At 36.5% G+C, this 17,979-nt stretch carries 14 protein-coding genes; all 14 read right to left on the reverse strand.

Features of this window, described 5'->3' with window-relative positions:
- Positions 1 to 607 precede the first annotated feature (607 nt).
- The 14 genes from ACXADE_RS16185 to ACXADE_RS16250 all read right to left on the reverse strand — a co-directional run bounded on the left by ACXADE_RS16185 (position 608) and on the right by ACXADE_RS16250 (position 17,979).
- Entirely contained in the window at positions 608 to 1,549 is a 942-nt protein-coding gene (locus ACXADE_RS16185; RefSeq protein WP_474981461.1) for an LCP family glycopolymer transferase, read from the reverse strand.
- A gap of 63 nt (positions 1,550 to 1,612) precedes the next feature.
- Positions 1,613 to 2,581: a metallophosphoesterase gene (locus ACXADE_RS16190; RefSeq protein WP_474982251.1), complete on the reverse strand. Its 969-nt coding sequence runs from the start codon at positions 2,579 to 2,581 to the stop codon at positions 1,613 to 1,615.
- Positions 2,582 to 3,106: 525 nt separating this feature from the next.
- The gene (locus ACXADE_RS16195) at positions 3,107 to 4,897 is read right to left on the reverse strand and encodes an ABC transporter ATP-binding protein (RefSeq protein WP_474981462.1); all 1,791 of its coding nucleotides are present in this window, start codon (positions 4,895 to 4,897) and stop codon (positions 3,107 to 3,109) included.
- 14 nt (positions 4,898 to 4,911) lie between these two features.
- A complete protein-coding gene (locus tag ACXADE_RS16200) occupies positions 4,912 to 6,090 on the reverse strand; it encodes a nucleotidyltransferase domain-containing protein (protein ID WP_474981463.1) in 1,179 nt (392 codons plus the stop codon).
- Entirely contained in the window at positions 6,050 to 6,550 is a 501-nt protein-coding gene (locus ACXADE_RS16205; protein WP_474982252.1) for a lasso peptide biosynthesis B2 protein, read from the reverse strand. Before ACXADE_RS16205 ends, ACXADE_RS16200 begins: the two co-directional genes overlap by 41 nt.
- A 27-nt stretch (positions 6,551 to 6,577) precedes the next feature.
- The gene (locus tag ACXADE_RS16210; RefSeq protein ID WP_474981464.1) at positions 6,578 to 6,865 is read right to left on the reverse strand and encodes a lasso peptide biosynthesis PqqD family chaperone; all 288 of its coding nucleotides are present in this window, start codon (positions 6,863 to 6,865) and stop codon (positions 6,578 to 6,580) included.
- The gene (locus ACXADE_RS16215; protein WP_474981465.1) at positions 6,862 to 7,794 is read right to left on the reverse strand and encodes an HPr kinase/phosphorylase; all 933 of its coding nucleotides are present in this window, start codon (positions 7,792 to 7,794) and stop codon (positions 6,862 to 6,864) included. The genes ACXADE_RS16210 and ACXADE_RS16215 overlap by 4 nt, the downstream gene beginning before the upstream one ends.
- Positions 7,795 to 7,862: 68 nt before the next feature.
- On the reverse strand, positions 7,863 to 7,994 hold the full coding sequence (locus ACXADE_RS16220; RefSeq protein WP_474981466.1) for a paeninodin family lasso peptide: 132 nt from the start codon (positions 7,992 to 7,994) through the stop codon (positions 7,863 to 7,865).
- 14 nt (positions 7,995 to 8,008) lie between these two features.
- The gene (locus ACXADE_RS16225) at positions 8,009 to 9,931 is read right to left on the reverse strand and encodes an asparagine synthase-related protein (protein WP_474981467.1); all 1,923 of its coding nucleotides are present in this window, start codon (positions 9,929 to 9,931) and stop codon (positions 8,009 to 8,011) included.
- 254 nt (positions 9,932 to 10,185) lie between these two features.
- A complete protein-coding gene (locus ACXADE_RS16230) occupies positions 10,186 to 12,780 on the reverse strand; it encodes a hypothetical protein (protein ID WP_474981468.1) in 2,595 nt (864 codons plus the stop codon).
- Positions 12,781 to 12,795: 15 nt separating this feature from the next.
- On the reverse strand, positions 12,796 to 13,653 hold the full coding sequence (locus ACXADE_RS16235) for a fibronectin type III domain-containing protein (protein ID WP_474981469.1): 858 nt from the start codon (positions 13,651 to 13,653) through the stop codon (positions 12,796 to 12,798).
- A 184-nt stretch (positions 13,654 to 13,837) separates the two neighbouring features.
- Entirely contained in the window at positions 13,838 to 15,616 is a 1,779-nt protein-coding gene (locus ACXADE_RS16240) for an ABC transporter ATP-binding protein (RefSeq protein WP_474981470.1), read from the reverse strand.
- Positions 15,617 to 15,664: 48 nt separating this feature from the next.
- On the reverse strand, positions 15,665 to 16,858 hold the full coding sequence (locus tag ACXADE_RS16245; protein ID WP_474981471.1) for a glycosyltransferase: 1,194 nt from the start codon (positions 16,856 to 16,858) through the stop codon (positions 15,665 to 15,667).
- Positions 16,855 to 17,979 carry a glycosyltransferase gene (locus tag ACXADE_RS16250; protein WP_474981472.1) on the reverse strand — a complete coding sequence of 375 codons (1,125 nt, stop codon included), beginning with the start codon at positions 17,977 to 17,979 and terminating at the stop codon, positions 16,855 to 16,857. Before ACXADE_RS16250 ends, ACXADE_RS16245 begins: the two co-directional genes overlap by 4 nt.

Consider the following 17,979-nt stretch of genomic DNA (forward strand, 5'->3'; position numbering starts at 1 on the left):
GTTTGTGGGGGAGTTAGGGGCTGCGGGGGATGACTCGCTTTCCGCGGGAGCGCGGTGAGCCTCCTCAGGCTTACGCCTTGTGGGGTCTCACCCAGCACTCTTGTCCCGCAGGAGTCTCGCCATCCCCCTCCGCCCTTGGCTATATCAGGGTCTCGAAACCCCTTCATGAATCATCAGCTATTCTTGTTGGTGAGGTGATAAGGATCATACGCCCAAACCGAGGTGCTCGAACCCGGAAATCTTGATACATAGCGTTTTATGCTTACAACAACCGGGGGAATGGAAGACCATCCAACGTTGGTAAAGGGGTTCGTTTCTCGCATGATCGAATGGGGTGGTTGGGAAGCTGCGAGACTCCCGTGGTAGAAAGGAGATCGGCGAGATCCCGCAGGGCGATAAGCCCGAGGAAGCTCGCCAGTCCCCCACAGGAAAGCGAGTGGCTCCCCAGCCACCCCTGGCACTCAACACAATAACGAACCCCGAACCCTCTCGAAACGGAGTCTTCAACAATCCTGCCATTTAGCGAAAGACTCAGTTTGAAATAAATGCAAATATCAACACTGAACTTTAACAGAGCCAAAAAAAAGCTGCTCAATAATTGAGCAGCTTACGATTGATAATCCAAGATCATATCTCTTACTTCCTGTACTTCTTCATCCGGAACTTCTAAATAGTAGATACCATTAATTTTTGTTCCAGTCCCACTCATCTGATAGGTCGATAGATTTTCTCTAGCCCCGCTGTAGTTTTTCATCAAGTCCTGCATCGTACTGAAATCCATATTGGTCGAAACATTCTTACCAAGCACGTCCATGACATTTCCAATTTTATTAATGGATCCGACATTCATCCCTTTATCTACAATTCCCTGGATGACTTTACGTTGACGTTCATTACGCCCAAGGTCACCCTGTGGATCATCATAACGCATACGAACATATCCTAGAGCTTCTTCACCATCCATGGTCAGTTCACCTTTTTTATAATGGAAGTTGTCCTTCCCATACCATTCGATATCATTTTGAATAGTGATTCCACCAACGGCATCCACCATTTCTTCCAAGCCCTCCATGTTCACCTGGACATAGTAGTCAAGGTTAATGTCGAGGAATTTTTCGACAGTCTGTATAGCCATATCTGCTCCGCCAAAGGCATAAGCATGATTGATTTTATCCAGATTGCCCGCTTGAGAAGAATCGCCGACCATCTCCGTACGTGTGTCACGAGGGATGCTGATGATTTGACTTCGATTCTCATTTGGATCAACAGACAATACCATCAAAGCATCGGAACGGCCGGAATCGCCAGCTCTTTCATCGACGCCCATCAGCAAAATGTTAAGCGGTTCTTTTTCCTTGCGCTTTTTCTCTGTCAATTCATGATCGATGGATGCAACTTGTTGATGCATTTTCGAATCCACTGTATCCTTAGCCCCGCTATATACAGAGTAAGCATAAACACCTACTGGTAATAACAACAACACTAGTAAAACAAGGGATACCTTCCACCATCGACCTTTTTTCTTCTCGTGTTTTTTAGAACGACTCATCTTCCAATTCACTCCATCTTTATAGCAATCTATACCTATTATATAATTTTGCAACTTAGATTACTAATCTTTTTTCAAGGTAATCCTATTGATTTCTGGAGTGTTAAACAAGCGAAAGTTTAGGAGATTTATAGCATCACTACTGCCTAAGCCCGCACTTACATATTGTTTTGTTCCTCTGTATTCCCAAAGTCCTTTCACACGATTTCTTGGGGGCATAAACCCTCCATTCTTATAAAAAGGTTCCGGAATAAAAAGCGCACCCAAAAAAGGTACGCGGATTTGCCCGCCATGATAGTGACCAGCAATAATTAAATCGTATTCCCCAAAACTATAATAAGAAGTCTTATTAATTTGATCGATTCGTGGATCAGAAACGGGATAGTGATTGAGCGCTATTGTAATTCCTTCGCCATTCATTTGATTTAATTCTTGCAATAATTGATTATGGTATTGGATGTAAGGCTCTGTTTTAGAATACTTGGGTTTCACTCTCCCATTTGCAACAACAAATCCATTCTCAGGTTTCAGAATAGAAAGTTCGAAGTCAAGAAGGTTAAGTCGTTCCCCTAGGTGCTCAATGACTTCAATAGATTCAAGGAGTTTCACCCCTCGTTTTTCCGTTTCCTCTATAAATTCACTTTTAACCAATACACCTTCCTCTATATCATAATTGGACGGGTCTGTATTACCAGCGACATAGTAGGCATATTCTTTATTTTCAATCCCGTCAATAAGACTAAAAAAAGGTGCTGTATTATCACTGTTTACGCCATCCATCATGTCTCCAGTAAAGAGGACCAGGTCATAATCCAAAGAATTTATTGTACTAATTAGTTTTTCCTGATTCTTACCAAAGGTCTTCTCGTGAAGGTCAGACACCTGTAATATTTTAAAACCATGAAGCACATCTGGTAATCCTTCTACAACGATTGCTTCATCAACTATTTTTACCCTCTTGTTATCCCAAATGGTATAAGGAATGACTAAAATGATTAAAAGAGTAGTGGTTATTATAAATAAGAGGATCATTTTTTTCACCCGTCATTCCCTCCGAAACTATAACTTAATGAGCTTAATCTTATTGCGTATCTGCTGCTTATGCCATTATAAGTGGAGCAACTAATACTTACTACCAATGTCCCAAACTCCACAAAAACCATTATTTCAACTGGACTGAAATCACTTTGTACCGCTGCATCGATGCTAATAAAGGTACGAGCAGAGAGAATTTGAGCAATCTTCTCCTAATCCAATACTCTTCAAAACGTACATTCGCTTTATGAGGACCTATTATTATCCCGTTCCCTCTTGCCATTTGAAGACTTTCAACTTTCTTCCTTTGTTATCTCCGCCCTGTTCCTTTCCCCGGAGCTCTGCTCTACCTGGAGTAGGTGTTGTATTACATGATGGAAAATTGACGCCAACACTCCCTTTTCCAGGATTCCATCTCTGAGCTGTTTCAAATTTAATTGACAGATGATCCCTCACTTCAAGAGCCTTGCATTTCTTTGTCACGCCCCCCATTCTTAATAAAGAACGATGAGTCAAAATTTTTTATCGAACAACTTTCATTTGATTACTTAACAAGTGACTAAATACATTCTTCTTATCTTTAGCCAGTTGATGGAATTCTCCTTTTTGAACCACTTCTCCTTCTTCAAGAACAACGACCTGATCCGCATTTCTTATCGTAGAAAGACGATGGGCAATGACGATGATGGTCATTCTACCTTTCAGGTGTTCAATAGCCTGTTGAATTTTCTTTTCATTTTCTGAATCCAACGCGCTTGTGGCTTCATCTAAAATGAGAATGGATGGTTTTCTTAGAATGGCGCGAGCTAACACTAAGCGTTGCCTTTCTCCACCAGAAAGCTTGATTCCACGGTCACCAATAAGTGTATCGAGTCCTTGAGGGAGCTTTCGCACGAATTCCGCTGCAGATGAAAATTCTAACGCACCCCATATTGCCTCTTCACTCGCTTCTGGATCCACTAACAGCAAATTGTCACGAATGCTCTCATTGAAAAGAAAAGGATCTTGAGGAACATAACTGATCGCTTTTCGAAGAGACCGAATCTTCTCGTCGGATATAAAATCACCATCAACAAGAACTTCACCCTCATCTGGGTAATTTAATCCCATTACCATATCTATCAATGTACTCTTCCCTGCCCCGGAGCGTCCGACAACTGCCGTCATTTGCTGTGCAGGAATAGTAATATTAATATTCTTCAGAGCATAACGACTTTCCTTTTTATATTGAAAAGAAAGATTCCGACATTCGATGGCATTATTAACCTGCAAGGGCTTATTCTGTTGATTCTCATCCATAAACTCACGGTCCTGTTCACTTTCATGCCTTACTCTGTTCACAGCCTCTAAAGAAGGTATTACTTTTGCAATTTGTTCCATAGACGCTTGAATGCCTGTGACTCGCGGCCACAACCTGGAAAAGATTACAATGATCAGCATCAATTGACCTGCTTGAGCATTGAATAACCGAATGGCAATGAATATAAAAGCAGCAATCAGAATAGACGAAGCAATTTTGTAATAGAGCCTTGATGTAGCTTTCAATTTTGTGTATTCAACCTGCTCATCCTGCATCCCTTTTGTAATCATGGCATGCCAATCGCCTCTGGATTCTTCCAGTGTATTGCTCTTTAAGTCTTTCATTCCATTCATCTGATCCGTTACTCCAGAAAGGTACCTTCGATTCAGACTATAACTGCGATTGCCTAACTCAAGCGACCTCTTTAAGAACTTCCGGTTAAAAAGGATAAGAATAAATCCGCATGTAATAACGAAGGTCGTAATGTTTGGAGACAGAATAAAAGCGAGACCAACCTGGATGAAAGTGAAAACTAAGGATGCTGCAAACTGTAAGAAAGACTGTGTACCGCTGGCTGCACGGGCAATTTCCCCGGTCATAATATTTACTAAATCTGACTTTCTCTTGTTCAAATAAAACTGCCACTTCGCATGAAGGAGTGAATCATACGTTTTCATTCGCAAATGCCTCATAAATCCCTGATGAATCACTGCATTTCTTACAGTAATCCTCCGTTGAAGTAAATTTTGAGTAATAACAATTCCTACATAAAATAAAAGAATCGATGGAAGCCCGATTTCAGGCGGAATTTGCTCCACAAACTGAAAAGCCTCGATAAAAGGCAAACCCTGAGTGCCTAAATCTACAATTCCACTTAAGCTAATCAAAGGGACAAGCAATAAGATTCCGATCCCTTCCAGGAGCCCGATTACGGTCATAGCAAACAAATTGATATACAAGATTTTTCCTGAATAACTATGAATCTCTTTCAAAAAGTAAAGGACATGCTTCATAATTTCGCGTCCCCCTATGTGATTGCGTGCTTTCTAGTCTTTCTCCACCCCCACAGAAAAGGGCGTAGAGGAAAATATAAAAAGTGGAGTCTTTTAGGCAATGGCAAAAGCTCGGCATCCTCGGGATAAGGATACAAAAAGCTCAGGATAAAAAAGAACTTTTGATTCCATGACATTAAAGAAAATAAATGACGCTTATGATAGTCTGCAACCTCCTGCGGCAAAGGCTCTGAGTGGAGGTTGATCATAGACTCTAAATAGAAAATCGCTTGTTGTGCCAAAACACGGGACTTTTTATTAACTGGCATTTCCAATGGAACAGGAGTTTCCAAAAGGACGGAAGATAAGTAAAGAGCTTGAGCTCCAGCGAGGTGGAAGTGATTGTGAATCAATAATCGCTTAAGGTTCTTCCAATCAATGGACGGATCCACCAAACGGTCTATATCTACCAACCATCGTAACCTGGACCACCCGTGCCTCGCTCCATGTGCAGATAAAAACAAAAATAAATCCTCTTTCCCCAGAATGTAGATAGGGGTTTTTGAAATCGAGCTAACCTCTTTTCGCTTCCATAAGTGTTCAAACCCTGGCTCTTTGCACGGACCGGGATTCAAACGCCAATGCAGCTCGATTTTCACTTTCTTTCGGGGATGATAGTAGGTCACATGATGATGCCTCCACTTCCAATCTTCTAACACGGTTTCGATGTAATCATCTTTTTGATATCCGTGACTTGTTAATAAATGTTCAGCTTTCTGAAGATCTTCAATCGAAATCATCACATCCAAATCACCCGAAGTCCTCAATGAAACATCCCCATAAAGTTCATGGGATAGCATGGGGCCTTTCAAAAAAAGCAACCGAATTTCATTAGATGAAAACAAACGACTCATCCGTTCCATCTCTCCACTCAATTGCAACATTTGAAAGGTATTACGCTTATATTCAAAGCAAAGTTTTTCTTCGACAAACTCTGGTATACGTCCGCTTTCAACCATTTTTACTTTGGAGTAGAGTAACGGGTAAACACGGTGATGTAACGATTGTTTAATAAACAAATTCCAATCGATGTCCTCAAACGAACTTCTTGAAAGTGCATCAATATCTTGTTGTTTATCTGACTTTAGCAACTGAAGAATCAAGTGAACCTCTTTAGGTACGTTCGCTAATTGAAGGTTTGTAGCTTTGCTCATGTGATTCACCTCCTACAGGACACGCAAAGGTACTGACAATAGTAAACCTCTCCATCCCCTTCGCTCCTGTGACAATATAAGGACCGCTTCTCAACCAGGCATGAGCAACCATCTCACCGTTATCTTCTTTTGCCGTCCCCAAGTAAAGAGTATTTCCGACCCCTCGTTTTTCAAGCATCTTCTTTGCAGCAAGAGCCTGGACAAGGCAACGACTCTCCCAGAACGTGTATTTACTCATGATTTGAATAGCTTGAGAAACTTTCGCTAATGTTCTACGATCTGTACACTCATCGTCCATTCCTGTTTCTTGCATATGTTTCCCTAATGAAGGAGCTAAATTAGAAAAAGGACGGCGCTTTTGGATTCTCGCCCAACCCAAATAAAAAAAAGACTCCAACAACAATCTTTTTGATTCCCTACCCAAGGTCAAAAAAGTCATCAACTTCCTCATGAGCTTAATTCCTTTCCAAGACTGTTCTTCTGAAGTCTATTTCTTCACTTCTATTAAATTCTCATCACGAAGGTGCTTAAGAAACGCTTGAACCTGGTCTTCACAAACATCCCGTTCCACTTCATAGACCTCAAGCAACTCATCAATCAATTCACTTACAGGTTTCAGGTTTTCGATCTTATCCCATATCTCCCCGCCAAGCTCTCCTAAATTGTAATACTTCCCATTTTCAATACTGAGCATCACACGCTCCCCATCCATATCACTCACAATATGTCCTTCTTTCTGCTGAACCATTTGTACTAAAGCTATCGATTGACTCATACTACAGATTCCTCCTTACCAATGGCCTGTAGAACCTTGTCTACTAACTCATTAGCTGTAAATTTTGAAACTGGTCTCCTCATATGAAACATATCCACATGGGGCAAGATCTTTGAAGAGGTATTAAAATGCCAATCCATCAGCCCGGCACGTCGAATAATAAAATTCCGATACGTATGCTTGAATAAAGTACTGAAGCGATATAAATCCTGTATTGGTTCAATATGAATCTGTTCGTCATCTGTTTTTGTTAATTCAATGATGCCCGCTAAAGGTAACTGACGTTCTTCGAATTGATCAACGACTGGAACTTTGAATTTCGTTTCACGATCAATGATTGGTTCGAACTCCCTTGATTCCAACCCAAAGTGATCCATGCTTTCCTGCCATAGTTTCTGTTGCGGATACGCTGGTGTGACCCTCGGAACTCCTTCATCGGAAAATGAGACGGGGATGACATCATCACTTAATAATTTATATCCGCGCTTTAGGAATGCTGAGGCCAAGGTTGATTTTCCTGCTCCCGAGTCCCCAACGATGGCATAGGCTTTTCCGTCGATGGAAATGGCGCTGCCGTGTAAGGGGAGTAATCTCCTTTGCATAAGTATAATTCCTAAGCATGTGCCCAAAACAAATATTGGAAGGCTATCATCACTATTATCCTCAATCGGAAAAATACAAATATCTCTACCATCAGATACTTTAAAAAGTGCTTTATTCTTGATTAAAAATGTTATAGAGTCAGAATCATAATGAAAACATCGCCCTTCCCGAAACTGTTGGAAGTCTACCTCTTCTTTCTTAATCTGCACCCTTACACTACGACTTTCCAAATTGTCCTCAGCTAAAGGTAATTCAGGTATATATAAATTACTCTCAAGGGTAAAACCAAACGCTTTGTATTTAGTTATAGGTATAGATAAAGACATCCACTCACCTCTTGAAGAAAGTTATTAGGCCCTGACACTACATGTTAGGGCCTAATCTATCAAAACTCTTAACTGTAGTGGTCTGCATCTTCTTCGTCTGGGTCATTTTGATGCTCATCTTCATATCTTAGTCCAGGGCCAGCCATAGTCTTATTGAAATGAAGTGTTTCTAAGTAAGGTTTTTTCCAAATTTCTTTCATATTTTCACCTCCTTTCAAGCTGTTCTAGTCATAAACCTGTGCAATATTAAGCACCTCATCATATTTTTAAATACTGGATCGAAGACATATTCATCTTTTGGCCCTTTTTCTAAATGAGTGATTCCTTCAGCTAGGCTTTGTTCATTTATATAATTTTTGAATAAAGGATCCTTTTGTAAAACCTTCAGCTCATGTATTAGTCCTTGCCATTCGGGTTTCATCCTATAAATCACGTCAGCTCCTTGAACTCCTCTCACCTTCTGGTTCAATCTAATCTCATCAGGTAGATAATTTTTTGTAGCTTTACGAATCAGAGCCCTATCCAAACCATCGTTCACAAAACATTTATCAGGTAAAGACAAGCAAAACTTTACCACTCTCAAATCATTGGTAGGATCTCTTTCCCAGAGACCATACTTCAGTGATAATTGTGTAGCATTAATACCATTCAAATTCCAAAAGAAGAGCTGTTCAAACTGTTTCATTCTAGCTTTGTTTAAATCCTGATATTGAATAAATTTGAAGTCTATTCCCTGATTTAACAACTTCTCTTTTACTCTTATTCCATTTGCGAAATTAGGATTAATGATGCTTGGGTAACTTCCTACCACTTTATTTGCATTGAAAATCCTACGCTTCATTTGTGATAATAGTTTCTTTCTGCCAACACCTGTGTTTTTACTGTACATGTGCACTTCTTTGAATAATTTAATCCACTTTAAATTTTTCATTAAATTGCTGTATTCAAACAATGCTGACCCATGAGATATCGTATAATTTCCTCGAGACCCTTTTAATAGTATGTTCACTCCATTTTTCTTGGCTTCCTCATAAATTCCTTTTGTCCAAAACGAATTACTAAAAGATTTATAGGGCATTTCTCTAAGGTCCAACCACTTATTCACTTCACTCAAAGGGCTTTTTCCTTGGAAATCATAATAATGAGCGTTTATATTACCTACAAAGTTTGCTGTAGATTTTATAAGAGGTTTTTCATTAGCCACTCTACTTTTTGGCGTCCAATCTTCGAATCCTTGAACAGGTATATAACTAAAAGTTTCTAAATGCATATTTTGTTCTCTTAAAGTATTTGCTGCAAAACTACACACTGATCCGGAATCAAGACCTCCACTTAGCTGAGCCCCTACTTTAGATTTAACTCTTAGGCGATCTTTTACAGCCCTATGGAATAACGATTGAAATTCACCTATATAATCTGTGTCAGACTTATATATTTTTTTTTCAGTATTTGTTATATCGCAATACTTTGAAAATTTCACCTCTCCCTCTTTAACTACTATTGAATGAGAGGGAGGTATCTGAAATACATGCTTATAAACCGTGTTATAGTAATCTGTTGACTCATGAACTCCTGGTATAGCTAAATATTCAGCTACCCAATAATCGTTTATATCCCTATTGATATATGGGAGTGACAACAACGCATGAATGGTTGTACTAAAAGCAAATATGTTCGCTCTATGATGGTAGTAAATTGTTCTCATTCCAGAGAAATCTCTTGCTCCAAACAACTTTTGATTTCTTTCGTCCCAAATCATAAATGCGAAATCTCCTATTAGATACCTCGGACAATCCTCTCCCCATTTCTCATAAGCCAAGAGAATAATTTTGCTATCTGGCATATTATCTTTTAGAACCTTAGATACTCGTAACATTTCAAGGAGTTCCATTCTGTTATCTATAATAGCGTCTGAAGTAATAGCCAACTTTCGATCTTGATCGTAATAAGGTAATTTTTCACCAACCGATTCTGGAGTAATCCACTGTGAATGACATCCTAAGAACACATTACGATTTTTCCAAGTATGCCTGTCATCAGAAGGGTACTTTCTTAATGACTCCATCATCCCATTCATGTGTTCCGTCAATATGGATTGTTCATTTTTCATATCAATAATACCTACGATTGCACTCATGGGATCCCTCTTTTATATTCATTTCCTGAATGAATTCTTTTTCTTTATTAAGAACGCATAGCTAAAAATAAAAAACACAGATATATTTATAGGATAGGAATATTCTATATAAAGAACATACTACACTTCTATAAAGAACGCAATATTAATCTCTATAATTCTAGCAATTATTTCAAAAAACGCCCCTTGAGTTAAAACAAGCAAAGAAGGGTACCGGTACTTTCCGGTGCCCTTCTTTGCTTGTTTAACTACAATTATTCTTCTATTTTTCCATATTGTTTGAATACCGCTAAGTCACTAATAAAAGACCACGTTACACCCCCATCCGACATATTACCAGATGAATGGTTCGGTGCAACAGAAGATGTAGTCCCACCACTTAGAGCTTCATAAACTTTTTCATTTACATTCACTCTGTCACCAACCTTATATACAGTCGATGGCCGCCAATTCGTATTGTTTGCCGTTCCTTCTTTTATGCAAATCCATCCAAGGTAATCACCAGGTTGGATTACTTCTTTCTCCACCTTTTGCCTGTATTTAAAGTACCCACTGGTTGGTTTCATATTGAAAATATAGTATGGATCCTTCACCCCATCTATAATGTTTTCATAAACGGTTAAGTTAACATTTGATGGGTTCAAAATTGTGTTTTCAAGTGTATTATCGGTAAATCTGAATGTTTGGATAGGAAATTGGGAAAGAGTCATTGCTTCCATTGGAGCACCATTAGAGTCAAAAGTATTTCCTGTTACTAATATTTTTTCACAAGAGGTAAATGAGGAAGCGAGCAAAGATAGTACTGTACCTCCAGTAGCTGAGTCCATAATAAATCGATTATTTGTAACTTCAATGACACCATTCATATCTCTAAAATAGAAAAATCTGTTCTTTGTGCTCTTTATATCACACCGATCAAACCTTAATAATTCCATGGGCTGATTATAACTTGCAAAGAAATCAACATCCTTAAAATCACAATCAATATACTCATATTTATAACCACTGCTATTAACACGAAACTGTATGGGGGTAGTTAGATTAGAACAATCAAATATGCAATTTTTATAAGTACCCGGAGCCAATGTAATAGCGACCGACCCTGTAATTAATTTAAAGTAGTTATTCGAAAATAACCAATCATTCACATCAGAGAAATTGTATATTCTCACTTTATCAAAATGATTATTTTGAATGATTTGAGGTTGACCAAATGTATCAAACTCGCTTTTGTTATTGGAAATATCAGTATTCACTGCGTCTCTACAAAAATAATTATCACTCACCAAAGAAGTAAAGCGCAAAGATTTATTAACACTCAATGAACTATTGTAAAAAAAATTATCATTAATAATGTGCATAGACTTATTCCTTGAACTTACAGAGGAATGATATAATGTATTTCCATGAAACAAGGTCTCCCCTTGTAAATCCCATGTAGATGACCTGACAATATTTTGGTTAATATGGACTTGCCTACACTCCCCCCACACGGTGCTAGGTCCCAATCTTTCCATGTAATTGCCTACAAAGTGTACATACTGGGTACTTACGAAAGCTACTCCAACCCTTGTATCGTAGAGATGATTGTCATATATTCTGATGTTTTGATTTAATCCATAACCATCCTCTACATCTATAGCACATCCAGGAGATGTCCCTCTTATGTGATGAATTTTATTATCCCGAACGTAAATATGCTTGCCTGTCGGTACTAATCCACACCTTCTAGAATGATGGAGATCGCATTTCTCAATATATACGTGGCGTGGACATAGGGATATACATAAACTTAAAGCAGTACCTTCTTCATCCAAAGGAAGATTCGATTGGTAATAAGAAAGTTTAAATTTATAGGCTCCCTCTGGTACTTCAATATCATCAAAAACCTTTACTGTCTGAACAACACTTAAAAAATCATTGTTGTTATCATAAAAAAAGATGTCAAAAGTTTCGCTTTCAATATCCCTTCCATAATCTCCAAAACTATTTCCGCAGACATTAAAGAAACCATATTCATCACGCGCACGCTCGGGGATAGATATAAAATCCTCACTTCTAATCCGAGAGCTATCCGTTATTAAAGATCCATCCCCAGTGCTTATACTTCCTTGTTCCCAACGATCGAATGCTCTCATATCAATGAAATTTGGTATTGCTTCAGTATAAATACAATCACCAGTAAAATTAAACGCATGGATATAATCGATATGAATAAATCGACTATGATGCATTACAGATATCCCCATCCCCCACTCATGAGTACCTGGTACTGTATCATAATCATGGTTATAGCGGTCTCCCTCTAATTCACCATTCGTAATTCTAATATATTCCGATTTATTCGGAATTGTAATTATCGTGTACCTTTCCAAGCTGTTATCTCTAATTCGCAATCTAGCTCCACCTAGATTTAACGTCATTCGACTTGGGACAATAATAGGATTGTTTTCATCAATAAGATAAGTTCCATTTGGTAAGACAAATTCATCATACCCATTTCCACTTGCCCATTGAAGTGCTTCATTTATCTTTGACGAAGTATTTTGAGCGTCCTCCCCAGTATTTGAAACTTCCCATTTTGACAAGTCAAAAAAATAACTATTCGTTATATCGGGGACAACTTTCAGTGCTCCACCTTCAAAAGAAAAAGTACTCCTATCCTTGACTGCTCCAAAATCAATATCAATAATGTCTTCAAGCGATATTTCATTTATTTTTCTATCTAACTCAAAAAGCTTACTTTGTAAATTTTGCTCTTCATTTACATATACAGCTTTTGACACTGTTAAAGGATATATGAATTTATTTTCACAATTGTCTTTTAATCTTTTTATTTTCCCTAACATTTATACACCCCTTAATTAATCAGCTTCAATAAACTGATGATCTCCTACGATATTGGCGTCATATCCATTTCCAGATTGATCCAGAACACTTCCAGTTGATGTATCATAATAAGCAATTACATTCTCATCATAATAAACAGATACCTTGTATATATTTCCAGGAACAGCATTAGAGTTATTTGATCCAAATATTGAAAGGATTTTATCTCTCGAAGAAGTAAGATAAATAGTAACCCGACACTCTACTCCTATTGGAACCTCATGTCCAAAATTCCCCATAACTTCTACTCCGTTTATTTCCACTTTATTAATATTCATTCTTCCTCCAGACATCGCCAAGAATGTATTGACCCCCCCTGCGTAAAACATATCTCCATTATCTTTCCGAGCAATTAATACGTTTAAATCTACTTTATTATATTTAGGCAAAGAAGTAGGAGCTGATAACCGACTTTGTTCGCCCGACATCCGGAGAAAATATTTAACATTCTCGGTAGTAATTGTTAAACTTACACCTGAAGATTCATTATTGTTAATATCGACTGATTTTATAGTGAATGTATATTGTGTTCCAGCATTAAGTGATGACACATAAAATTCTGTTTCTGAGGTATTTCCAATCAAACTCCCTTCTAAGTAAATATTGTATTGTTTTACATCACTTGAAGTACTCGCTATCCAGTTGAGAATCAAGCTTTCTTGTTGAACGTTTAGAGCAGAAAAGTTAGAGACTTCATTTGGAGGTAATGAGTCTTCTATTTCGACAGCTTCAGAACCATCAACCCAAGTTAATGCAGAAATATCTTGACATTCCTCTGAAAAATTCCGCCCCCCATTTTTAACTTTCGCATCAACATTTATTTTTTTTGTCATTAACTCCCTCCTATATACCTTGATTTATAAAATGAACAATATTATGTATATGGGGTTTATGGAAGCAAAAGAATTAGTAATCGTACAGACAACTTATTCCTTTATTCTCCATTAAATTATTCATTATATCCAAATATTGTAAATTAACGCGAAAAGGTTAACTCCCATTGGAATTAACCTCTTTTCACATAATTGATTTTTTCAGTGTCTTATTCTCTATGTCTATAAGCTTACCTTTACTCATTTTATATACGACATCGCAATTTTCTATAGTACTAAGTCTATGAGCAATAATAATAAGGGTTTTCTCACCTTTTAACCCGTCTATAGCTGCCATGATTTCCTTCTCTGTTTCATTGTCTAATGCAGAAGTTGCTTCATCCATAAACAAAATCTCCGGGTTAGTGTACAAAGCTCTAGCTATACCAATTCGTTGTCTCTGGCCACCAGATAGCCTTACTCCATTTTCTCCAATTTTAGTATCAAGTTTTTCAGGCAAGCCTTTCACAAAATCTTTTAACTGCGCCTGTTCTAATGCCCTCCATACGTCATCGTTAGAAATCTCTTCTTCCTGAATACCAAATGCAACATTAGCTTTTATTGAGTCATCAGACAAGTATATAGATTGAGGTATATAGCCTATTTTTTTCTGCCACAGATCTTTTTGATAAGATAGTTGTTTTCCATCAACTGTCACCTTTCCTTCTTCAGGTTCATATAATCCCAGAATAATATCAACTACAGTTGTCTTTCCTGCACCAGATGCCCCTATAAATGCTACAGATTTACCTATTGGTATATCTAGTGACACGTCTTTAATAGAATAAACATCTTGTCCAGGATATTTATACCAAACACTCTTCATACTTATAGAATCATTAAATATTTTATCATCCGCATTAACATTTCCCGTTTTATTTGGCGGATTTAGAGCAACTTCTGATCCCTTGTTTAATATTAAATCATTATAAACTACGTCAAGAGCAGGTTGATTATATTTTATTGAAGTAAGCATAGCTACTACTCGTGTGATTGAAGGCATTAATCTAAAGGCAGCCATAGCGAATAAAGCCATTGTAGCAATAAGCTCAGAAGTGTTTTTACCTTGAATTAAAATAATAACCATTGTCATTAAAACTACTGAGACTAATAAAGTTTCAATAAACAAACGAGGAACTTGCTCCAACATTTTTATATATCTACTATTATTTGCTTTAATTTGGCTTTTCCCTTTATACGCGTTTATGAAAAAGCTCTCTCTCCCTGATACTTTCACTACTTTACTAGCTCCTAACCCTTGGTTTACCCATTTAATCATTGAACCACTCACATCTTGCTGTTCTTTTCCTAATTGTGATATTTTTTTCTTGAAAAATTTGAAGAAAATATAAACACTTCCACCTAATAAAATAAAAGCTGTGATTGTTGCAACAGGAGAGGTAATAAGCAATAAAGTTAATATACATATAATAACTAAAAACTCTGTAAGCAATTGAAAAGTTGACATTATTACACCTTGAAACATTTTGGATACTTCCTCATTTACATTACGAAGTAAATCAGCTGTATTTCTTTGTAAATGGAAAGTGTACGATTTAGTTAAATATTCCTTAAACAAATTACTTGATAATTTCACTTGTTGATTTAATATCACTCTTAACTGTGAATATTGGAAAAGTAATAAATAAATATTTTTTAATATAAAGACTATAAGAAGTACTCCTACTGAAAATATAATAAATGAATGGTCAGACTTGAAATTTAATGAGTCATATATATTGGACAAGAAAACGCTTTCCTGAATTTGATTTGGGTCTGTAATAATACCAACAAATGGAACGATTAATCCTATTCCGATTGTTTCAAAAAAAGCTGCAAGTATCATCATAAAAAATAATATTAAAAACTTCTTTTTATCTTTCCTTTCTACTAATTCCATAACTTTCTTTATGGAATTTGACATATGAATCGCCCCTTTATCTAGCGTATAGAATAAGATATTAAAATGCCTTCAAAATACCACTTTGCTTGATACCCAAGTGGAGTTAGTGTCTGATATTGCAAGATTATTGCATAAGTACTCTCGATATTCTCTTTTCTCTATAACCTTAACTAGATTACTATATAACTCTTTTTCGTCATTAACTATTATTCCGTTTTCCCCATTCTCTATTTGCTCCTGGGCCCCAGCAAAATTAGTTGTTATGATGGGCTTTCTTAAACATTTAGCTTCAGCTAAGGTCATGCAAAAACCCTCATGCCTAGAAGGTTGTACGTACACATCCCCTCTATAAACATAAGGATATGGATTCGTTTTAGCGCCTAATAGAATAAAATTATCTTCCAAATTATATTTTTTTATGAGATCTTCATAAAAAGCACGATCTTTTCCTTCTCCTATACAGAACCACTTCACATCATAGTTTCTTTCCCTTAATTCACTTAATACTTTTATTGCTATATCTTGCCCTTTTTCTTTAGATAACCTTCCTACAGTTACAATTTTAATCCCTTTGTATTCTTCATCAAAATCTACTTTTTCTTTTGACATTTCAATAATTATATTAGGCACTATTAGATTGGAAACTCTTTCACATTTGTATTGAATTTCTGGGAACTTTTTTACTAACCGTTTTTTAGCCATTTCTGATACGACAAAAATTCTGTTAAACTTTTTATACAATTCACTATAAAGGTTATGATTAACTTTGTGTTTTGACACATCAAAATGCACCCAAGATATTTTTTCAACTGCTTTTACTTTTTTGGCTATATAGTAATCTATGATTTCAGTTGGTCCTTGATATGCGATGGCAATGTCATACCTTTCAAGGCATTTTGGTATTCTTCTCATCACTTCCTTATAATATATATACCTTTGATCAAGTTTCTTTGCTAATAGGTAAGCTAAAATAAAAGAAGGTATTTTATGAATTTTTTTATCTTTTAAGAATCCATGAACTGTTGCTTGCGGCGATTGCATTATTATTGGTGCCAAATCCGGGTACCATTTCGCTTCCTTAACGTTCACCCATTTTGGTATATAGTTCAGAAGCTCTCCTTTCTTTTCAAGTAATAGGACAGTAATGTTATAATCTTTTTTTGATAGAGATTGCAAAAAAGAAAGTAAAGATTTCTCTACTCCACCTATATTCATGCTACTTAACATGATAAGTATTTTTTTTCTTTCATCCCCCTTTTTCATGATACTCCCTCTTTTCTCTCAATAATTTTAAGCAAAGTAATTATATTCTCACTCATATCATGTTCATCAAAATTTACAATTCTGGCCTCTTTCCTATTGCTTAACTGCTCGTAAGCTCCTGTAAAATTAGTACTAACGATGGGTTTGTTAAAAACTTTTGCTTCAGCTAGAGTTAAACAATAACCTTCATGTCTAGATGGTTGAACATATAGATCACACTCTTTCATATATGGATAAGGATTTGAAGTTGAACCTAATAAAATTAAGTCATTCTGAAGTTCACTTTCTTTTATAAGCTTTTCATACCGTTCTCTTTCCTTTCCCTCACCAATGCAATACCACTTAAAACTTAAACCCTTCTGCTTTAGTTCCGTAGCTACCTTTATTATTAAATCGTGTCCTTTTTCATAACTTAAACGTCCGACAGTGAGTAATCTGATTCCACTATAATTATCATTAAACCCACCTCCTTTAACTGCCATTTGTTCGATCATGGTATTTGATATTTGGTTAGGTTTTGCATATACTTTTCCTTCCAAACTTGGAAGCAATTCTAGAAGTTTGCTTTTGCCTTCTTTTGAAACAACATGAACTTTATCGAAATTCATATATAGATTCTCAGCATTTGCTTTATTGAATCCGATCTTAGTCACATCAAAATGAATCCATTGAATTTTTTCAATAGCTCTAACTCTATTCAGAATAAAATAGCTTATGAGGTCCATTGGACCTGCATAAGCTATTGCTTGATCATATTTATCTCTATAGTTTTTTATGTCTTTCAATAAGTACTTTATTATTAAACTATTATTTTTTTCAAATTTAGATCTAACGTACAATTTCAGGAAATTATATGCTTTTAATAACTGTTTTTTTATAATAAATTGTTTAATTACATGTAAAGGAGGATTATCAATCAAAGGTTTTATACTTGGATAATCATCAAGATAGTCAATATGAACGTGACTTGGGATATATTTCAGAAAAGCACCCTTCTTCTCTAACATTAAAACAGTGATTTCGTACTTTTCCTTTGGCATCTCTGCTATTCTATTTAGCAGGGATTTTTCTGTTCCACCGATGTTCATATTAATGATCATAAAGAGGACTTTCTTTTTCAT

Source organism: Halobacillus sp. ABR2_026 (assembly GCF_056158545.1).

Coding starts and splice junctions, on each gene's coding strand:
- ACXADE_RS16185 (WP_474981461.1), bottom strand. CDS start 1,549: ATGAGTCGTTCTAAAAAACACGAGAAGAAAAAAGGTCGATGGTGGAAG.
- ACXADE_RS16190 (WP_474982251.1), bottom strand. CDS start 2,581: ATGATCCTCTTATTTATAATAACCACTACTCTTTTAATCATTTTAGTC.
- ACXADE_RS16195 (WP_474981462.1), bottom strand. CDS start 4,897: ATGAAGCATGTCCTTTACTTTTTGAAAGAGATTCATAGTTATTCAGGA.
- ACXADE_RS16200 (WP_474981463.1), bottom strand. CDS start 6,090: ATGAGCAAAGCTACAAACCTTCAATTAGCGAACGTACCTAAAGAGGTT.
- ACXADE_RS16210 (WP_474981464.1), bottom strand. CDS start 6,865: ATGAGTCAATCGATAGCTTTAGTACAAATGGTTCAGCAGAAAGAAGGA.
- ACXADE_RS16215 (WP_474981465.1), bottom strand. CDS start 7,794: ATGTCTTTATCTATACCTATAACTAAATACAAAGCGTTTGGTTTTACC.
- ACXADE_RS16220 (WP_474981466.1), bottom strand. CDS start 7,994: ATGAAAGAAATTTGGAAAAAACCTTACTTAGAAACACTTCATTTCAAT.
- ACXADE_RS16225 (WP_474981467.1), bottom strand. CDS start 9,931: ATGAGTGCAATCGTAGGTATTATTGATATGAAAAATGAACAATCCATA.
- ACXADE_RS16230 (WP_474981468.1), bottom strand. CDS start 12,780: ATGTTAGGGAAAATAAAAAGATTAAAAGACAATTGTGAAAATAAATTC.
- ACXADE_RS16235 (WP_474981469.1), bottom strand. CDS start 13,653: ATGACAAAAAAAATAAATGTTGATGCGAAAGTTAAAAATGGGGGGCGG.
- ACXADE_RS16240 (WP_474981470.1), bottom strand. CDS start 15,616: ATGTCAAATTCCATAAAGAAAGTTATGGAATTAGTAGAAAGGAAAGAT.
- ACXADE_RS16245 (WP_474981471.1), bottom strand. CDS start 16,858: ATGAAAAAGGGGGATGAAAGAAAAAAAATACTTATCATGTTAAGTAGC.
- ACXADE_RS16250 (WP_474981472.1), bottom strand. CDS start 17,979: ATGAAAAAGAAAGTCCTCTTTATGATCATTAATATGAACATCGGTGGA.